Raw genomic sequence first — 15,809 nt, 5'->3', positions numbered from 1 at the left:
TTTGAAGCTGCGGGCTCGTTGTGGCTGGTCGCGCAGTTCCCCGCGCCCCGGAAGGGGCGCCGGTCGTGCCCATGCGACAGCGCCGCAGGTGCCACAGCCCGCGCCCCCCCCAGACGGGACGCGGTCATCCGTCCCATGAGGAGATACCGTGCCCGAAGTCCTCAAAGCACCCCTCGTCGTCGAGTTTCCCTTCACTCGGTCCCTCGGCCCCGTCCAGAGCGCGTTTCTCACCGGGCTGCGTGAGCGGGTCGTGCTCGGGGTGAAGACCCGGGACGGGCGGACCCTGGTGCCGCCCGTCGAGTACGACCCCGTCACCTCGGAAGAGATCGGTGAGCTGGTCGAGGTCGGGTCCACCGGGACCGTCACCACGTGGGCCTGGAACCACGAACCCCGCCGGGGCCAGCCGCTGGACACGCCGTTCGCCTGGGTCCTGGTGAAACTCGACGGCGCCGACACCGGCCTGCTGCACGCCCTCGACGCCCCGGACCCCGACTCCGTACACACCGGGATGCGGGTCCGCGTCCGGTGGGCCGAGGAACGCTCGGGCGCCATCACGGACATCGCCTGCTTCGAACCGTACGACGGTGACAGTGCCGAACTCACCGGCAGCGACGGCCGGTTCGAGGACATGGTGACCGGCATCGTCGCTCCCGCCCGCCTCGACTACACCTACTCGCCCGGCCGCGCCCAGTCCGGCTACATCAACGCGCTCTCGGACCGGCGGGCCGTCGGCGAGCGGTGCCCGTCCTGCCGCAAGGTGTACGTCCCGCCGAGGGGTGCGTGCCCCACATGTGGTGTGGCCACATCGGAACAGGTGGAAGTGGGGCCGCGCGGCACACTCACCACGTACTGCATCGTCAACATCAAGGCGAAGAACCTCGACATCGAAGTGCCCTACGTCTACGGGCACATCGCCCTGGACGGCGCCGACCTCGCCCTGCACGGCCGCATCGGCGGCATCCCCTACGACCAGGTCCGGATGGGCCTGCGCGTCGAGCCGGTGTGGACCGACGGGGGCCGCTTCCCCGACCACTACCGGCCCACCGGCGAACCCGACGCGGACTACGACACGTACAAGGAGCTGGTGTAGATGCCCGCGCCGAGGCCGCTGAGGGACATCGCCGTCGTCGCCTTCGCGCAGACCGACCATCTGCGCACCTCCGACGAGCTCTCCGAGGTGGAGATGCTCATGCCCGTCCTGCACGAAGTGCTGGCGCAGACCGGGCTGAAGACCAGTGACATCGGCTTCACCTGCTCGGGGTCCACGGACTATCTCGCGGGCCGGGCCTTCTCCTTCACGATGGCGCTCGACGGTGTCGGCGCCTGGCCGCCGATCTCCGAGTCGCACGTGGAGATGGACGGGGCGTGGGCGCTGTACGAGGCCTGGACGAAGCTCCTCACCGGCGAGGCCGACACCGCGCTCGTGTACGCGTACGGCAAGTCGTCCCCCGGGTCGGTGAGGGACGTGCTGACGCGGCAACTCGACCCGTACTACGTGGCGCCCCTGTGGCCGGACTCCATAGCCATGGCCGCTCTCCAGGCGCAGGCACTCATCGACGCGGGCGACACGGACGAGCCCGCGCTGGCCGCCGTCGCCACCCGCAGCCGCGCCTCGGCCGCCGACAACTCCCATGCTCAGCTGAGGGGTTCGGTGGAGCGGGGCGACTACGCCGTACGCCCCCTGCGTACCGGCGACTGCCCGCCCATCGGCGACGGGGCGGCCGCGGTGATCCTCGCCGCGGGGGAGCGGGCCCGTGACCTGTGCGAGCGGCCCGCCTGGATCCGGGGCATCGACCACCGCATCGAGGCACACGGTCTCGGCGTACGGGACCTGACCGACTCGCCGTCCTCGCGGCTGGCGGCGGAACGGGCCGGAGCATTCGAACGGCCCGTCGACACCGCCGAGTTGCACGCCCCGTTCACCTCGCAGGAAGTGGTGCTGCGCAAGGCCCTGCGGCTGGACGACAGCGTCGACGTCAACCCGTCCGGGGGACCGCTCGCCGCCAACCCCATCATGGCCGCGGGACTCATCCGCATCGGCGAGGCAGCCGCCCGGATCCAGCGCGGAGACTCCAACCGGGCGCTGGCGCACGCCACTTCGGGCCCGTGTCTGCAACAGAACCTGGTCGCCGTACTGGAGGGAGACCCGCGATGAGCAAGGAGCCCGTGGCCGTCGTCGGGATCGGCCAGACCAAGCACGTCGCGGCCCGAAGGGACGTGTCGATCGCCGGACTTGTCCGCGAGGCCGCCCAACGCGCGCTCGCGGACGCCGAGTTGACGTGGGCGGACATCGACGCCGTCGTCATCGGCAAGGCGCCCGACTTCTTCGAGGGCGTCATGATGCCCGAGCTCTACCTCGCCGACGCCCTCGGCGCGGTGGGCAAACCGATGCTCCGTGTCCACACCGCGGGCTCGGTCGGCGGATCCACCGCGCTCGTCGCCTCGAACCTCGTCGCGGGCCGCGTCCACGGCACCGTACTGACCCTCGCCTACGAAAAGCAGTCCGAGTCGAACGCCATGTGGGGTCTGTCCCTGCCGATCCCCTTCCAGCAGCCCCTGCTCGCCGGCGCGGGCGGCTTCTTCGCCCCGCACGTACGCGCCTACATGCGACGCACCGGCGCCCCCGACGGGGTCGGCTCCCTCGTCGCGTACAAGGACCGCCGCAACGCGCTCAAGAACCCCTACGCGCATCTCCACGAGCACGACATCACGCTGGAGAAGGTCCAGGCCTCGCCCATGCTCTGGGACCCGATCCGCTACTCGGAGACCTGCCCGTCCTCCGACGGCGCCTGCGCGATGATCCTCACCGACCGCGCGGGAGCGGCCCGTTCGCCGCGCCCGCCGGCCTGGATGCACGGCGGCGCGATGCGCAGCGAGCCGACTCTCTTCGCGGGCAAGGACTTCGTCTCGCCGCAGGCCGGCAAGGACTGCGCGGCCGACGTGTACCGGCAGGCCGGTATCGCCGACCCCCGCCGCGACATCGACGCGGTGGAAATGTACGTCCCGTTCTCCTGGTACGAGCCCATGTGGCTGGAGAACCTGGGCTTCGCCGCGGAGGGCGAGGGGTGGAAACTCACCGAATCCGGGGTCACGGAACTCGACGGGGACCTTCCGGTGAACATGTCGGGCGGCGTTCTCTCCACCAACCCGATCGGGGCCTCCGGGATGATCCGCTTCGCGGAAGCCGCACTTCAGGTGCGTGGACAGGCCGGAGAGCACCAGGTCGACGGTGCCCGCCGGGTCCTCGGGCACGCCTACGGCGGCGGGTCCCAGTTCTTCTCGATGTGGCTGGTCGGAGCCACGCCGCCCACCTCGTGACGGTGTCCCCCTCACGTGGCCTGTGCGCGGCAGTGACCGAAAGCTAGGCTGGCCGCGGACGACGAACCGGGAGGAGCACGGACGTGGCCGAGAGCACCATCCAGCAGCACCCGCTCGCGGGCTGGGACAAGCCGGAGCTTGACCTCAGCAGCGCCGACTGGCATTCCAGCAGCCGTGGACAAGGGGATGTCCAGATCGCCTTTGTCGAAGGCTTCATCGCGATGCGCAACAGTGGCCGCCCGGAAAGCCCCTCTTTGATCTTCACGCCCGCGGAATGGGGCGCGTTCGTGTCGGGGGCGCGGGAAGGGGAGTTCGACCTCACGTGAGAGCACGTGGGGGAGCCTGACCCGACGAGAGGGGTGCTGTTCCGCCCCTGTCCGGGCCACGCGATCTTCGGCCGTTTCCCGGGGCGGGGCCTGTGCGAGGCCGGCCCCGGGAAACCGAGGTCGCCGACGGGCCGTTCGCGGGCACTCGGCCCGGTCACGGCCGCACGCCGGCCGCCTCGTCACGGCTACGCGGCAGCCGTCCCCTTCAGGGCCACAGCAACTGCTTGACCCAGCCCTCCCCGGAGCGCACGTACGTCAGCCGCGTGTGTCGTCGCTCCTTGTCGCCCTGCCAGAACTCGACGGACTCGGGGCGCAACGAGTGCAGCGTCCAGCCGGGTGCCACGAGATCCGGCTCGGCCTCCAGCCGGGCCAGCGACTCCTTCACCGCGGTGTCGCGCTCGGCGAGGTCCGCGAGAGGCCGCGACTGACGGCCGAGCAGCGCCTCCGCGCGGGCACCGGCACTCCGTGCCAGGAAGTCGGCCGCACTGTCCTCGGGGCTCTCCGGCGCGACCGGTCCACGTACCCGGATCTGCCGTGCGAGCGGCGACGAGTAGAAGGTGAGCGCCGCGTAGGGCCGCTCCGCCAGGTTTCGGGCCTTGACGCTGCCGCTGTCCGACGCGAACTGCCAGCCGTCCGGACCGAGCCCTTTGAGGATCAGGGTCCGTGCCGTGGGATTCCCGTCGGCACCGGCCGTGGAGACGGTCATGGCGTGCGGCTCGCGCACCCCGGCCTCCACGGCGGCGAGCAGCCACTCGGCGAACAGCTCCGCCGGTGTGTCCGGAGCCTCGGACGGGTCGAACACGGGCAGCTCGCCCGCGAACACCTCCAGGCCACGCAGCAGTTGACGCAGATCCTGCACCGACACACTCCCCGCTCGGGCGCTCATGGGCCGCGCTCGGGCGCCAAGGAGAGTGCCCGTGCGCTAATGGATGCGGTTGACCGTATCATTAGCCCATGACCGCCTCGATCGGCGTGGACGCACGTCTCGCCCTGGATCTCGCCCTCACCATCCGCCACGACGGCCACGGCGGAGTCGCCGACGACCTGGCCACCGCGGAGGGCCTCTCCGCCTGGGTGCGTGAGCGTCCGGAGACCGGCGCCCACGGGTTCGAGGCCGACGACACAGATCTGGCCGCGGTACGGGATGTGCGCGCCGCCGTGCGTGCCCTGTTCGCCCGCGCCGTGCTCCCCGGCGAGCCGAGCCCGGCCGACGCCGCCCGGCTCATGCCCGTCCCTGACGCCGTCGAGCGGCTCAACACCCGCGCGGCCCTGACCCCGACCGTCCCCGTCCTGTCGTGGACGGAAGGCGCCGACCCCGTCGTACGCCAGGAACCCGCGCACGGCGAGGCCGAGCTCACCGCGGCCCTCGCCCGCGCGGCCATCGCGTTCCTCGCGAGCCCCGACCGGCAGCGGCTGCGCGCCTGCCACGCGCCGCGCTGTGTGCGCTACTTCCTCAAGGACCACCCCCGTCAGGAATGGTGCAAGCCCTCGTGCGGCAACCGTGCCCGGGTCGCCCGCCACCACGAACGACACAAGAAAACGGCATAGCCTTCGCGTATGGGCGGTCCTGGCGGCAAGAACGCGGAACGTGATCTCGGTCGACTGCTGAGCGGTATGGCACCCGCCCTGCACCCCGGCCGCTTCGTCTTCACCACCGTCCCAGGGACCACGGCGCCCCCAGGACTCTCACCGGTCGTCACCGTCGTCGAGGACGAGGGCCTCACCCTCGTCGTCCAGCAGGAGGACGCCGACGCCGCGCGTCTGACGTACGACTTCGTGGCCGGATGGATCACCCTGCGCATCCACTCCGCGCTGGACGCCGTCGGCCTCACCGCCGCCGTCGCCCAGGCACTGGCCGAAGCGGGCCTGAGCTGCAACGTCGTCGCGGGCTTCCACCACGATCACCTCTTCGTGCCACATGAGCGTGCCGCCGAGGCCGTCGCCCTGCTGGAACACCTGGCCGACCGCTCCGGTCAGTAACGGCCGAACGGGTCCACGCCACTGGCTCCGGGCGTACGCTGAGGTGCCTGTAGGTCACGGAGCGCACCGTCTCCCCGCGCCGGTCGCATCACCGTGGCAGGGGGTGCGGCATGGGTCAGCGCGGCATGCGGAGCAGAAGGACGCTCTTCGAGCGCGAGAGTGAACTCGCTGCTGTGGACGAGGCGTTGGACGAGGTCACCGGGCTCGGTACGGACGGTGGACGCCCGCGTTCGGACGGCCAGCGAGCTGCCACAGGGCCCTGTCGAGATGTCACCGAACCTCGCCGGGACCGCATCGGCCCAGTTCGGGACGTCACCGAACCGTACGACCGGCCCCACGGCGGGCTGCTCGCCTTCGCCGGACGCGCCGGAATCGGCAAGACCACCCTTCTCGCCGAAGTACGCCGGCGCGCCACCGCCAAAGGCTGCACGGTCCTGTCCGCGCGCGGCGGCGACCAGGAGCAGCGCGTCGCCTTCCACGTCGCACGCCAGCTTCTGCAGCCCCAGCTCGCGGGCATCCCGGAGGCCGAACTCCGTACCTCACTGGGCAGTTGGTACGCCATCGTCGGCCCCGCACTGGGCCTGTGCGCCCCCGCCGAGGGCGCACCGCCCGACCAGCAGGGCCTGCGCGACGGCCTCGACTGGGTGCTCACACACCTCGCGGTGCGGCGCGCCCCGATGGTGCTCGTCCTCGATGACGCGCACTGGGCCGACGCCGAATCACTGCAGTGGCTAGCCGCGTTCGCACCCCGCGCCGAGGAACTGCCCCTGCTGCTCGTCGTCGCCTACCGTCCCGACGAACTCCCGGACCACGCCGAGCCGTTCAGGGGCCTGCCCGGCCGGGCAGGCGGGCGTCCCCTCGACCTGGAACCGCTCAGCGCGGTCGCCGTCGCCGATCTGGTGCGCGAATCCCTCGGCACCCAGGCGGACGACGCGTTCTGCCGCGAATGCTGGGCCGTGACCGCGGGCAACCCGTTCGAGGCCGTCGAACTCACCGCGAAGGTACGCGATCGCGGCCTGACCCCCACCGAGGCCGGGGCACATCTGCTGCGCGACCTGGCCGCCGCGGTCAAGGGCAGCGGCCTCGTCGCCCGCCTCGAACGCCTCGGGACCTCGACCGTCCGCTTCGCCTGGGCCTGCGCCGTCCTCGGCACCGAGATCCCACCGGCGCTGGCCGCGGCCGTGGCGGGCCTCGGCTCGGAGGAGGCCGCCGACGCGGCCGACGCCCTGCGCGGCGCCCGCATCCTCACCGGCGCCGACACCCTGGAATTCGTCCACCCGCTCATCGCCACCGCCGTCTACCGGGCCATTCCCCGGGGCGTACGGGTGGCCCTGCACGGCCAGGCCGCCTGGTGCGTCGTCGACGCCGGCCTCGGTTCCGCCGCCGCTGCCCGGCACCTGATGGAGACCCACCCCGACGGCGACGTCTGGGTCGTCCAGCAGCTGCGCGCCGCCGCCCGCGAGACCCTGCGCGCCGGAGCCCCGGACGCGGCCCGCCGCCACCTCGCCCGCGCGCTGCGCGAACCCCCGCCCGGCGGCGAACGGGCCGCCGTGCTGTACGAACTCGGCAGCGCCTCCCTCCTCACCGAACCCGCGACCACCGTCAACCACCTGCGCGCCGCCCTCGAAGAGCCCATCGCCGACACCGAGCTGCGGCACAACATCGTCTATCGGCTCTCCCAGGTCCTCGCCCACAGTGACCGCCTCGCCGAGGCCTCCGACGCCCTCTGCCGCGAGATCAAGGTGACCGGCGACGCCCGCGTACGGCTGCGCATGCAGTCCGAGCAGTTCATGTGGGACGCCTTCCGGGCCGACGAGCCCGACTCACCGGCCCGCTCCCGCCGCCTCGCCCGGCTCGCCGACCGGCTGACCGGCCGCGACCTCACCGAGCGCTATGTGATCGGCCTGCGCGCCTGGGACGCCACCCTGCGCGGCGAACCCGCCCACATCGCGATCCGGCACGCCGAACGCGCCCTCGCCGGCGGCTTCGGCTGGGCCGAGGCGGACCGCGGCTTCGAGGTCCCCGTCCTCGTCGCCCTCACCTTCATGTACGCGGACCGGCCCGGGCGCACCGAAGAACTCTTCGCCGCCGGGATCGCCGACTTCGAACGGCAGGGCTGGCACGGGGCCCACCTGTCCTTCGGCTACACCCTCCTCGGGTACCTGCGTTTCCGCCGCGGCCGTCTCGCCGAGGCCGAGGACTTCGTACGCGCGGGGCTCCGGCTCGCCGAACGCGTCGGGCCCGGCACCCCCGCCCACTGGTACGCCGTCGGCACCCTCATCGAGATCCTGCTCGCCCGCGGCCGGATCACCGAGGCCACCCGGACCGCCGAGGAGTACGCCTTCGGGGAGCCTTTCCCCGCCGCCGTCGTCTTCCCCGACGCCCAGACCGTGTACGGCGAGCTGCTGCTGGCCAGGGGGCTGACGAAGGACGCCGCCGTAGAACTCGCCGCCGCCGGGCGCCGCCTCGACCCGCGTGGCATGCGGAATCCGTCCTGGTGCCCCTGGCAGCTGCACCTCGCCCGTGCGGAGAGCCACGATGCGCCGGAGCGGGCGGTGACCACGGCGTTCGAGGCCGTGGGACGGGCTCGGCTCTTCGGTGCCCCGTCGGCGATCGGCCAGGCACTGCGTGCCGCGGCCGACGTCTCCTCGGGCTCGACCCGCGTGAAACTCCTCGAAGAGTCCGTCGGCCACCTGGAACGCTCACCGGCCGCGTACGAACTGGCCTGCGCCCTCGTGGCCCTCGGCACGGAGCTGCGGCGCACGGGCCGCCCGAAGGAAGCCGCCGAGCATCTCTACCGGGGGCTGGAGGCGGCGGTGCAGTGCGGGGCCGACGGGCTCGTCGAGGCCGCGCGCGACGAACTCGCCGCCGCCGGGTTGCGGCCCCGCCGTCTCCACAGCACCGAGACGGACACGCTCACCGCCCGCGAACGCGCGGCCGCGGCACTCACCGTGCGCGGTCGCACCCTGGCCGGTATCGCCGAGGAGCTGCACACCGAGGAGCCGACGGTGGTGCGACTGCTGTCGGCGGTCTACCGGAAGGTGGGGACGGATCGGGCGGGGCTGGGGGCGGCGTTGGGGGAGGCGGGGGCGACGGACACAGCGGACACGGCGGCGACAGTGGGAGAGGGACCGGGGGTGGGGGCGAGGGGCTAGTCAACGGGTGTGGGCCTACGGGTGTCGGCCCATGGGAGTTGGCTTACGGGCGTTGGCCTACTGGTGTCGGCCCACAGACGTTGGCCTACCAGTGTGGGCCTACACCCGTTGGCCCACGGGTGTAGAGCGAAGGACCGAGCAGAAGTCAACGCCCGTTGGCAAACGCTCGGTGGCGTCCGCCAGGCCCGGGGAAACGAGCGTTGGCAAACAGGCGGTGACGGAAACGGCTCGAAGTTGCCACGCGACGGTCAACGCCCGTCGGTGGACCGGCCCCGGCCAACACGTGATGGCCTGGCATTCGCTGGCCAACGGCCGTCGACCCCACGCCCGTCCACCCCTCGGGGCACGTACCATTGCGGCATGTCCTTCCTCCGCCGCCGCAGCGCCACTCCCGCCGGGCCTGAATTCGACGTTCTGGCCATGGACCCGGGCGACTGGCCCGGCAATCTCGGCGCGGGCCTGCTGCCCGCGCCCGACGGAAGCTGCCAGGGCGTCTTCCTGCGTTACGACCTGTTCGGTGGCCGCGGCCCCGCGATGATCATCGGCAATCTTCCGGAGGGCTCACCGGCCCGGGACGTCGCCGAGGGAGAGGTCCCGTTCGAGGTGGCGCAGCTGCTGCTGGCGCTGGAGAACGAGGAAGAGGTCACGGTCGTCGGGGCCGAGGACATGCCGGTGATGCAGGGCGACAACCTCCTCATCGTGCGCCGCCTCAAGCTCTCCGAGACGCGGATCTCCTGCGTCCAGTTCGACCGCAGCGACAACGTCCTGGTGACGATCGCCGCCTGGGACCGCCCGATCACCGACGATCTGTACGCGCTCCTGAAGCCCCTGCCCGCGGAGCTCTTCCAGCAGGGCTGAACCCCCGCCGTCCGCAGCGAACCGCCGGCGGACGGCGAGACCACGTTCAATGCGCGAACCTCCTAGCCCTGAGCCCCCTCACCCGCGGCTGATTCGGCGTGCACACCGTCCAGGAAGTGGAACCCGGGCCGTGGGTGCATGAGGAAGTCGTGGTGGGAGATGTTCCACGCGTAGGCGCCAGCCAATGAGAACGCCACGCGGTCGCCCGCCCTCAGCCCCGGGGCCGGGACGTTCCGGGCCAGGACATCCTTCGGAGTGCACAACTGGCCCGTGAGCGTGACGAGTTCGCGTCTTGCGGCCGGTCGGGGCCAGGGGTGAGCCCAGTCCTCCACCGCAAGCACGGTGCAGGGCTGGTTGTGCCCCTTGGTCGCGGGAGTGCGCATGTGGTGCGTGCCGCCGCGCACAACCGCGAACTCCTCGCCGTGGCTCTGCTTCACGTCCAGCACCTCGGTGACGTACCAGCCGCAGTACGCCGTCATGGCCCGTCCCGGTTCGATACGCAACGTCAGGTCCGGGTGCCGGGAGGTGAGTTCGCCGAGCCCTTCGCCGTACGCGACCCAGTCGAAACGGTCCTCGGGAGCGGCGTAGTCGACCGTCATCCCTCCACCGACGTTGACCTCTGAGAGCCGCACTCCGTGCCGCTCGGCCAGCCCCACGGCCCAGCGCACGATGGACTCGGCCACCGCGAGCTGCTCCGGAGCCTGAAGCCCGCTGGCCAAGTGGGCGTGAACGCCCCGGAGTTCGAGATGCGGGTACGTGCCGTCGGTGAGCAGACGCACGACTGCGTCCGCCTCGGACGGGTCGAGGCCGAAGGGTGTGGGACGGCCGCCCATCGCCAGCGAGCTCGCGGCCAACGAGCCTGACGCCACGGGGAGGTTGAAGCGTGGCAGGACCGCGACCCGGCTGTCGGGCGCGATCCGCCGGGTCAGTTCGGCCAGCATGTGCAGCTCGTACTCGCTCTCCACATGGAAACGCTCCACGCCCCGCTCCAGCGCGGCCGTGATCTCGGCGGGCGTCTTGCCCGGCCCGCCGAAGGCCAGAGGGCGGCCCGGAACCGCCTTGGCGACATGGGTGAGTTCGCCGCCCGACGCGACTTCGTAGCCGTCGACGTACGGACTGAGCGCGGCCAGGATCTCCGGCTCCGGGTTGGCCTTGGCCGCGTAGTAGAGCTCGACGCGCGGGGGCAGGGTGGCTCGCACGTGAGCGGCGTGTTCGCGTAGCGCCGCCAAGTCATAGACGTAGGCGGGGAGTTCGCCGGAGGGCAGGGAGAGCGCGCGGTCCCGTACGGCCGCGGTGGGGTTGGTCATCGGGTGCTCCCGGTCGTGTGGCGCAGGATGTCCTCGCCGAGCGGTGAGGGCAGGCGGACGTATCCGGCCTCGCGGTCGGCCTTGCGCTCCCAGCGGGTGAGGAGGTTCGCCTTGGCGGGCAGGGGTACGCCGGCGAGCAGCGCGGCCAGCGGCGGCGGGCAGCCGTACCGGTCGGCGTACTTCTGGAGGGTGATGCGGACCTCCGCCCACAGCGCGGCCTCGGCATGGGGGTGCAGGTCGGCGAGCGCGGCGAGCAGCTCGGCGATGTGGTTCACGAGCAGGCAGTAGACCACCCTGTCCCAGCCACGCTGCGCGTCGTACGTCATCGGGCCCGCGACCTCGGGCGGCAGCGCGGCGAGGGTCTCGGCGTGATGCTCGGGCACGAGCTTGGTGCCCTCCAGGTCGCGGAAGAGGACCTGGGCGGGCATGCCGTCGCCGTCGACGCAGATCAGCACGTTCTGCAGATGGGGTTCCAGCACCAGACCGTGGTCGAAGTAGGCGGCAAGGACCGGCGGCACGAGCAGCCTGAGGTAGGCCGACCACCATTCGAGCGCGGCCTGCGGACCGGCCCCGTCGAGGAGGCGGGAGGCGTGCGCGGGACTCGTCGGGTACTCGTCCGCGACGGCCGCCGCGAGGAGCGGGGTGGTGCCGGGCAGGAGGTGCCGGGTCAGGCCCTCGCGGACGATGACGCCGAAGCCTTCGAGCAGCTCGCGGTCCGGGGTGCCGTCCGGTCCTGGCAGGGCGAGGCTGCGGTACGCGGGCTCGCGGAGCACCGCGCTGCCGGGGAAGCGCTCGGCGAGGTCGGCGAGGGCCGGGCCCAGGATGCGGGTGAGTGCGACGGCGCCGGAAAGCTCGTAACTGGCGTTCTTGCGCAGGCAGTTGGTGATCCGGACGTTCAGGCTGAACTTCAGGAACGACTCGCCGTCGTACAGCGTCCGTACGGACGCGGTGGCGGCGAAGGGCCTGCCGCCCGGGCCGAGGTCGAGGATGTCCCCGCGGCCGAGGGCCGCGCGCAGCTTCGGGTGATCGCGGAGCATCGCGTACTGCCAGGGGTGGGCGGGCAGCAGCCGGTAGCCGTCGGGCACGTCGGCGCCGCCCTTTCGGTCCCACGGGTCCCGCCGATCTCGCCGGTCCTGCCCGTCGAGCACGTCCAGGGCGCCGGGCTCCGCGGTCTCCTCGGCGATCAGGTGCTCGCGTACGGCCAGGTGGCGCAGGGGGAAGGCCGCGCCGGCCTCCGGCGAGTAGGCGAGCCACGAGTCCGCGTCCCCGGTGCGCGCCTTGGGCGTGGGGTGGAAGCGGTGCCCGAACAGCAGCGACTGCTCGGAGGCGAGGTAGGCGGCGACGGGCGTGTCTTTCGGCACCGAATCGACCCCCGCCTGTACGGGGATCGCGCGCGGGTCGGCCCCGGCCCGTACGGCGAGAGAGGCGGCGATGGTTCGGTGGCTGGAGTCGATCTGCTCCAGGAACTCCTCGTTGTGCACGCCGGTACGCAGCGACAGCTCGTCCTGCGTGTACTCGGCCAGCCGCCGCCAGCCCACCACGTGCCAGCCACCGTCGGCCGTCTGCTCGCTCACCGGGCCGGCGAAGCGGTGCGCGCCGAGCAGCGACCTACGGCGCAGGGCGACCCGCAGCAGCACACCTCGGCGGGGGAGCCGCAGCAGCAGACGGCCGTCGGTGAAGGCGGTCTGGCGCTCGGGCGCCGACACCTCGCGCAGCAGACAGTTGAGGAGGGTGTGCGCCACGGCCTCGTCGAGGGACGGGAGTTCGGCCGTCGCGAGGGGGGTGGTGACGGCGGGGGTGCTACCGAGCGACTCGGTCAGCGAGGGCATGTGTGGCTCCAGCGGGTGCAAAGAGAGCGGAGGATGGTCGCGCATACGGTGATCAGTGCGACGGCCGCGCCGGTGAGTAAGGGTGCGGTCGGGCCGTAGCGGGCGCTGCCCGCCGCCGCGGCCAGGCCGGCGGCGACCGCGCCGGCCTTCGAGAAGAACTCCAGCGAGCCGAACAGCCCGCCTGGGGAACGGCCCTTGACGCAGTCGGCGGCCAGCACCGACAGACACACCAGGCCGAGTGTCAGCCCCACGCCGAGGATCAGCCGTACGCCGATGAGCGTGGCGAGGGAGTCGGCCACGCTGTGACCGGCCAGTCCGATCGCGACGCAGACGAAACCGATCACGATGCCGGCCCGGGGACGGTCCCGGAAGGCGGTGTGTACGGGCATGGCGGCGATCAGGTAGCAGAGGTGGGGCACGGCGAACAGCACGCCCGCCAGCGTCGGTGACGCGCCCGGTATTCGTTCCTCGACAAGGGCGATGAGGTAGGGGAAGGAGATGACCGTGGAGAAGACGAAGGCGAATTCGAGCGCGTACAGCGAGCGCAGGGCCGCCGCCGGGACGGGCTCGGCACTCTCCGCCACCTCCGTCAAGTCGGCCTCCTCCGCCTGTGGTTCGGGCAGCGCGGCGAGCAACAGGGCGGCGCCCAGCGGGAGAAGGGCGAGCAGCGCGTACTGGCGATGGGGTGACAGCCAGGACGACAGTGAACCGACGACGATCGGCGCGACGACCAGCGCCGCCCGCGCACTGCCGTGCATCAGGGTGAGCGCCCTGGACAGGTGAGACCCTTCCAGCGCGGCACCGAGGTAGCCGTTGGACGCCGCGAACGTGCCGCCGAGGATGCCCTGCAACACCAGCGCCGCGGTGAACGTGCCGAGCGAATCGGCCCACCCCGCGAGCAGGAAGGCGACGGCGAGCCCCAACTGGGCCCGCAGCAACAGCCGTTTACGCCCGAAGCGGTCCGCGAGCCGACCCCAGAGAGGGGCACCGAGCGCGCCGAACACGGTGGGCACGACATACAGCAGACCCGCCCACCGAGCCGTCCGGTCACCGAGCTCCGGCAGGATCTCGGTCAGGAACGGCGGCAGCCCCAGTGCCGCGAACGACGCCACGAAGTAGCAGCCCGCGACCGCGTGTACGTGCCGCGGACCGAACCCTGGGTGGGGCATCCGCAGGACACCGGCCGTCATGCCGAATTCCCCGTGTACAGGAGGTAGTTGGGCCCGGTCGTGTAGTGCTTGTTGATGTCCGCCGCGCCCGAACGTTCCTTGGTGAGCAGGGTTCCCGCGGTGACCATCGCCTTCACGGGCAGACAGGGCGAGTCCAGCACCTGGGCCCGCAGTACGGCACCGGGTTCGCCCGCTCTTGTCCCGAGCCGCTCGACCGCCTCGGCGAGCCGGTCGCGGACGAGCCGCAGCAGCACCGGAAGCGGGGCACGACCGTGCCGAGCGAGCCCGAACGCGTAGGCACCCGCGCACAGATGGACCGTGATGGTGGTGAACAGGTCGACGACGGGCTGGTCGCCCTTGGCGAAGGTCCGGGCGTCATCGAAGCCCAGGAGGCCGGTGGCGTCGTCCCCCAACCGCTCACCCGTTCCCCCACTGAATTCCTCACCCAACCGCTCACGCAGCCGCGCGGCGTTGATACGCGGCCCGTCGTTGTCCTTCAACAACAGCCGCAGCCGGGTGAGGCCGTCGGTTGGCCGGTCGAGGACGAGCGAGATGTTCTGCTGGTGCGACTCCAGCGCGATCCCGTAGCCGAACAGCGTGGTCTGCCAGTCGAAGAGCAGCGCGAGCCAGGCGTCCAACAGGGCGAGCGGGTCGCCGCCGAAGAAGCGGTCGGTCAGGTGGTCGACGACCAGTCGTCCGGCGGGCGCCTCGGCGAGCAGTGCGGCCATCGGTACGACGACGGAGTCCTGGAGACCGGCGGGGTAGCGCCGGAAGAGCGCGGCGAGCAGTTCGTGTCCGGCGTGCGCGTACATGGTCTCGTCGGCGTGCAGGATCGTGTCCCGGAAGCGGGGCTCACGGGCGACGACCCGCTGGATCAGACGCTGTCCCGCGGCTCCGTCGGCGAGTGTCCCGGGCTTGATGGTCCGCCGGTTGCGCAGGCCCAACGTGGCGGTTGCCAGGGGGAGTTTGACGTGCAGCAGTGGGTCGGCGGACAGGGCGACGGTACGCATCGACAGGGTGGGCACGGCTTCGAGGTGGGCGCGGTCGGCGAGCACCGCGCGCTCAGTCAGACCGGTGGCACGTAGGGCCTTTTCCAGCGGGGCACCGACCGTCAACGGGTGTACGGGCAGAGTCACATGCGTACGGTCGAGCTCCCCCAGCCCGAGCAGCGCGGGCGTGGGCCAGTGGTCCGGAAAGGTGCCGGTGACCGCTTCCCGGGGCACGGCGAGCCAGCGCAGCGCGAAACGGGGATGGAACTCCGGTGCATACGCCCGCAGTTGCTCATCGGAGAGCCCGGATCGGCCACGTGCCGTGGGGTAGACGGGATGGTCGAGATGGGCGGCGAGGGTGTCGAACGCCAGCCCGGCCGTCAGCCCGGTCCAGTCGGCCGGGTCCGCACCAAAGCGGTCCGTCAGCTGCTCGGCGACCTCTGCCCGGACTGAGCCGTGCAGCCGCATGGTGGCCAGCGTCTGACGGCACTCCGAGGCGAAGGCGTCGAAACCGTCCTGGTCGACGGGGTCGGCCAGGACGCGCAGCACACCAAGGATCTCGTCACACGTCTCATACGGGACGGGAGCGGCTCCCTTGGATGCCCCGACGAGCAGGGGCAGTCGCGCCGCGAACTCGCACTGGAACCCGTCCTCGACGACGGGCAGCAGGAGGAACCCCCCTTGCCCGTCGGCCCGTTGCAGCCACGCACCGTCCGGCCGGTGCGCGAGCGTGCTGCGCGTACGCAGGCCCACCACGTCCTCACGCAGCAGAGCGCTGAGCACCCGGGTCACCAACTTGCCCTCGACGGGGCCGGTTTCCGGCCGTACGCCGTGCCCGGCGCCAGTGTCACCGGTGCTGCCGGTGTCGATGGAGTCCC

General features: G+C 71.9%; 13 protein-coding genes. 8 read left to right on the top strand and 5 right to left on the bottom strand.

The genetic code is table 11. The features are described from left to right. Nucleotides 1–148 precede the first annotated feature (148 nt). From ACN20J_RS05510 to ACN20J_RS05495, 4 genes are all read left to right on the top strand, one after another. Entirely contained in the window at nt 149–1,090 is a 942-nt protein-coding gene (locus ACN20J_RS05510; protein WP_189839002.1) for a Zn-ribbon domain-containing OB-fold protein, read from the top strand. Beyond that, a complete protein-coding gene (locus tag ACN20J_RS05505; protein ID WP_189839003.1) occupies nt 1,091–2,155 on the top strand; it encodes a thiolase domain-containing protein in 1,065 nt (354 codons plus the stop codon). It abuts the gene before it with no gap. Next, complete coding sequence (locus ACN20J_RS05500) at nt 2,152–3,318, top strand: thiolase domain-containing protein (protein WP_189839004.1); 1,167 nt, start codon at nt 2,152–2,154, stop codon at nt 3,316–3,318. Before ACN20J_RS05505 ends, ACN20J_RS05500 begins: the two co-directional genes overlap by 4 nt. 83 nt (nt 3,319–3,401) lie before the next feature. Then, on the top strand, nt 3,402–3,644 hold the full coding sequence (locus ACN20J_RS05495; protein ID WP_055617755.1) for a DUF397 domain-containing protein: 243 nt from the start codon (nt 3,402–3,404) through the stop codon (nt 3,642–3,644). 205 nt (nt 3,645–3,849) lie between these two features. On the opposite strand, the gene ACN20J_RS05490 is transcribed toward ACN20J_RS05495, so the two are convergent. Beyond that, nucleotides 3,850–4,530, bottom strand: coding sequence for a pyridoxine/pyridoxamine 5'-phosphate oxidase (locus tag ACN20J_RS05490; protein ID WP_190228422.1), 681 nt, complete (start codon nt 4,528–4,530; stop codon nt 3,850–3,852). A 68-nt stretch (nt 4,531–4,598) separates the two neighbouring features. Here ACN20J_RS05490 and ACN20J_RS05485 point away from each other — a divergent pair, with 68 nt between their 5' ends. The 4 genes from ACN20J_RS05485 (at nt 4,599) to ACN20J_RS05470 (ending at nt 9,637) form a co-directional block, all read left to right on the top strand. Then, nucleotides 4,599–5,192: a CGNR zinc finger domain-containing protein gene (locus tag ACN20J_RS05485; protein ID WP_190228421.1), complete on the top strand. Its 594-nt coding sequence runs from the start codon at nt 4,599–4,601 to the stop codon at nt 5,190–5,192. Between the two features lie 9 nt (nt 5,193–5,201). Then, the gene (locus tag ACN20J_RS05480; RefSeq protein ID WP_189839007.1) at nt 5,202–5,624 is read left to right on the top strand and encodes an ACT domain-containing protein; all 423 of its coding nucleotides are present in this window, start codon (nt 5,202–5,204) and stop codon (nt 5,622–5,624) included. A gap of 125 nt (nt 5,625–5,749) precedes the next feature. Further along, the gene (locus tag ACN20J_RS05475; protein ID WP_419665373.1) at nt 5,750–8,779 is read left to right on the top strand and encodes an ATP-binding protein; all 3,030 of its coding nucleotides are present in this window, start codon (nt 5,750–5,752) and stop codon (nt 8,777–8,779) included. Between the two features lie 360 nt (nt 8,780–9,139). Continuing rightward, nucleotides 9,140–9,637 (top strand): hypothetical protein, encoded by a 498-nt coding sequence (locus ACN20J_RS05470; protein WP_055610485.1) that lies wholly within the window; start codon nt 9,140–9,142, stop codon nt 9,635–9,637. Between the two features lie 62 nt (nt 9,638–9,699). Here ACN20J_RS05470 and ACN20J_RS05465 read toward each other — a convergent pair whose 3' ends face one another. From ACN20J_RS05465 to ACN20J_RS05450, 4 genes are read right to left on the bottom strand one after another with little or no spacing between them, the layout of a single operon-like run. Next, complete coding sequence (locus ACN20J_RS05465; RefSeq protein ID WP_361913386.1) at nt 9,700–10,944, bottom strand: type III PLP-dependent enzyme; 1,245 nt, start codon at nt 10,942–10,944, stop codon at nt 9,700–9,702. Then, entirely contained in the window at nt 10,941–12,773 is a 1,833-nt protein-coding gene (locus tag ACN20J_RS05460; protein WP_419665372.1) for an IucA/IucC family protein, read from the bottom strand. The genes ACN20J_RS05465 and ACN20J_RS05460 overlap by 4 nt, the downstream gene beginning before the upstream one ends. Further along, entirely contained in the window at nt 12,761–13,963 is a 1,203-nt protein-coding gene (locus tag ACN20J_RS05455) for an MFS transporter (RefSeq protein ID WP_419665371.1), read from the bottom strand. The genes ACN20J_RS05460 and ACN20J_RS05455 overlap by 13 nt, the downstream gene beginning before the upstream one ends. Continuing rightward, nucleotides 13,960–15,801: an IucA/IucC family protein gene (locus tag ACN20J_RS05450; RefSeq protein ID WP_419668834.1), complete on the bottom strand. Its 1,842-nt coding sequence runs from the start codon at nt 15,799–15,801 to the stop codon at nt 13,960–13,962. The genes ACN20J_RS05455 and ACN20J_RS05450 overlap by 4 nt, the downstream gene beginning before the upstream one ends. Nucleotides 15,802–15,809: the final 8 nt, after the last annotated feature.

Source organism: Streptomyces sp. 2-1 (genome assembly GCF_048564895.1).
Lineage (GTDB): Bacteria > Actinomycetota > Actinomycetes > Streptomycetales > Streptomycetaceae > Streptomyces > Streptomyces phaeochromogenes.
Note: the sequence above shows the minus strand (reverse complement) of the source record. Positions and strands in the feature narration are given on the sequence as shown.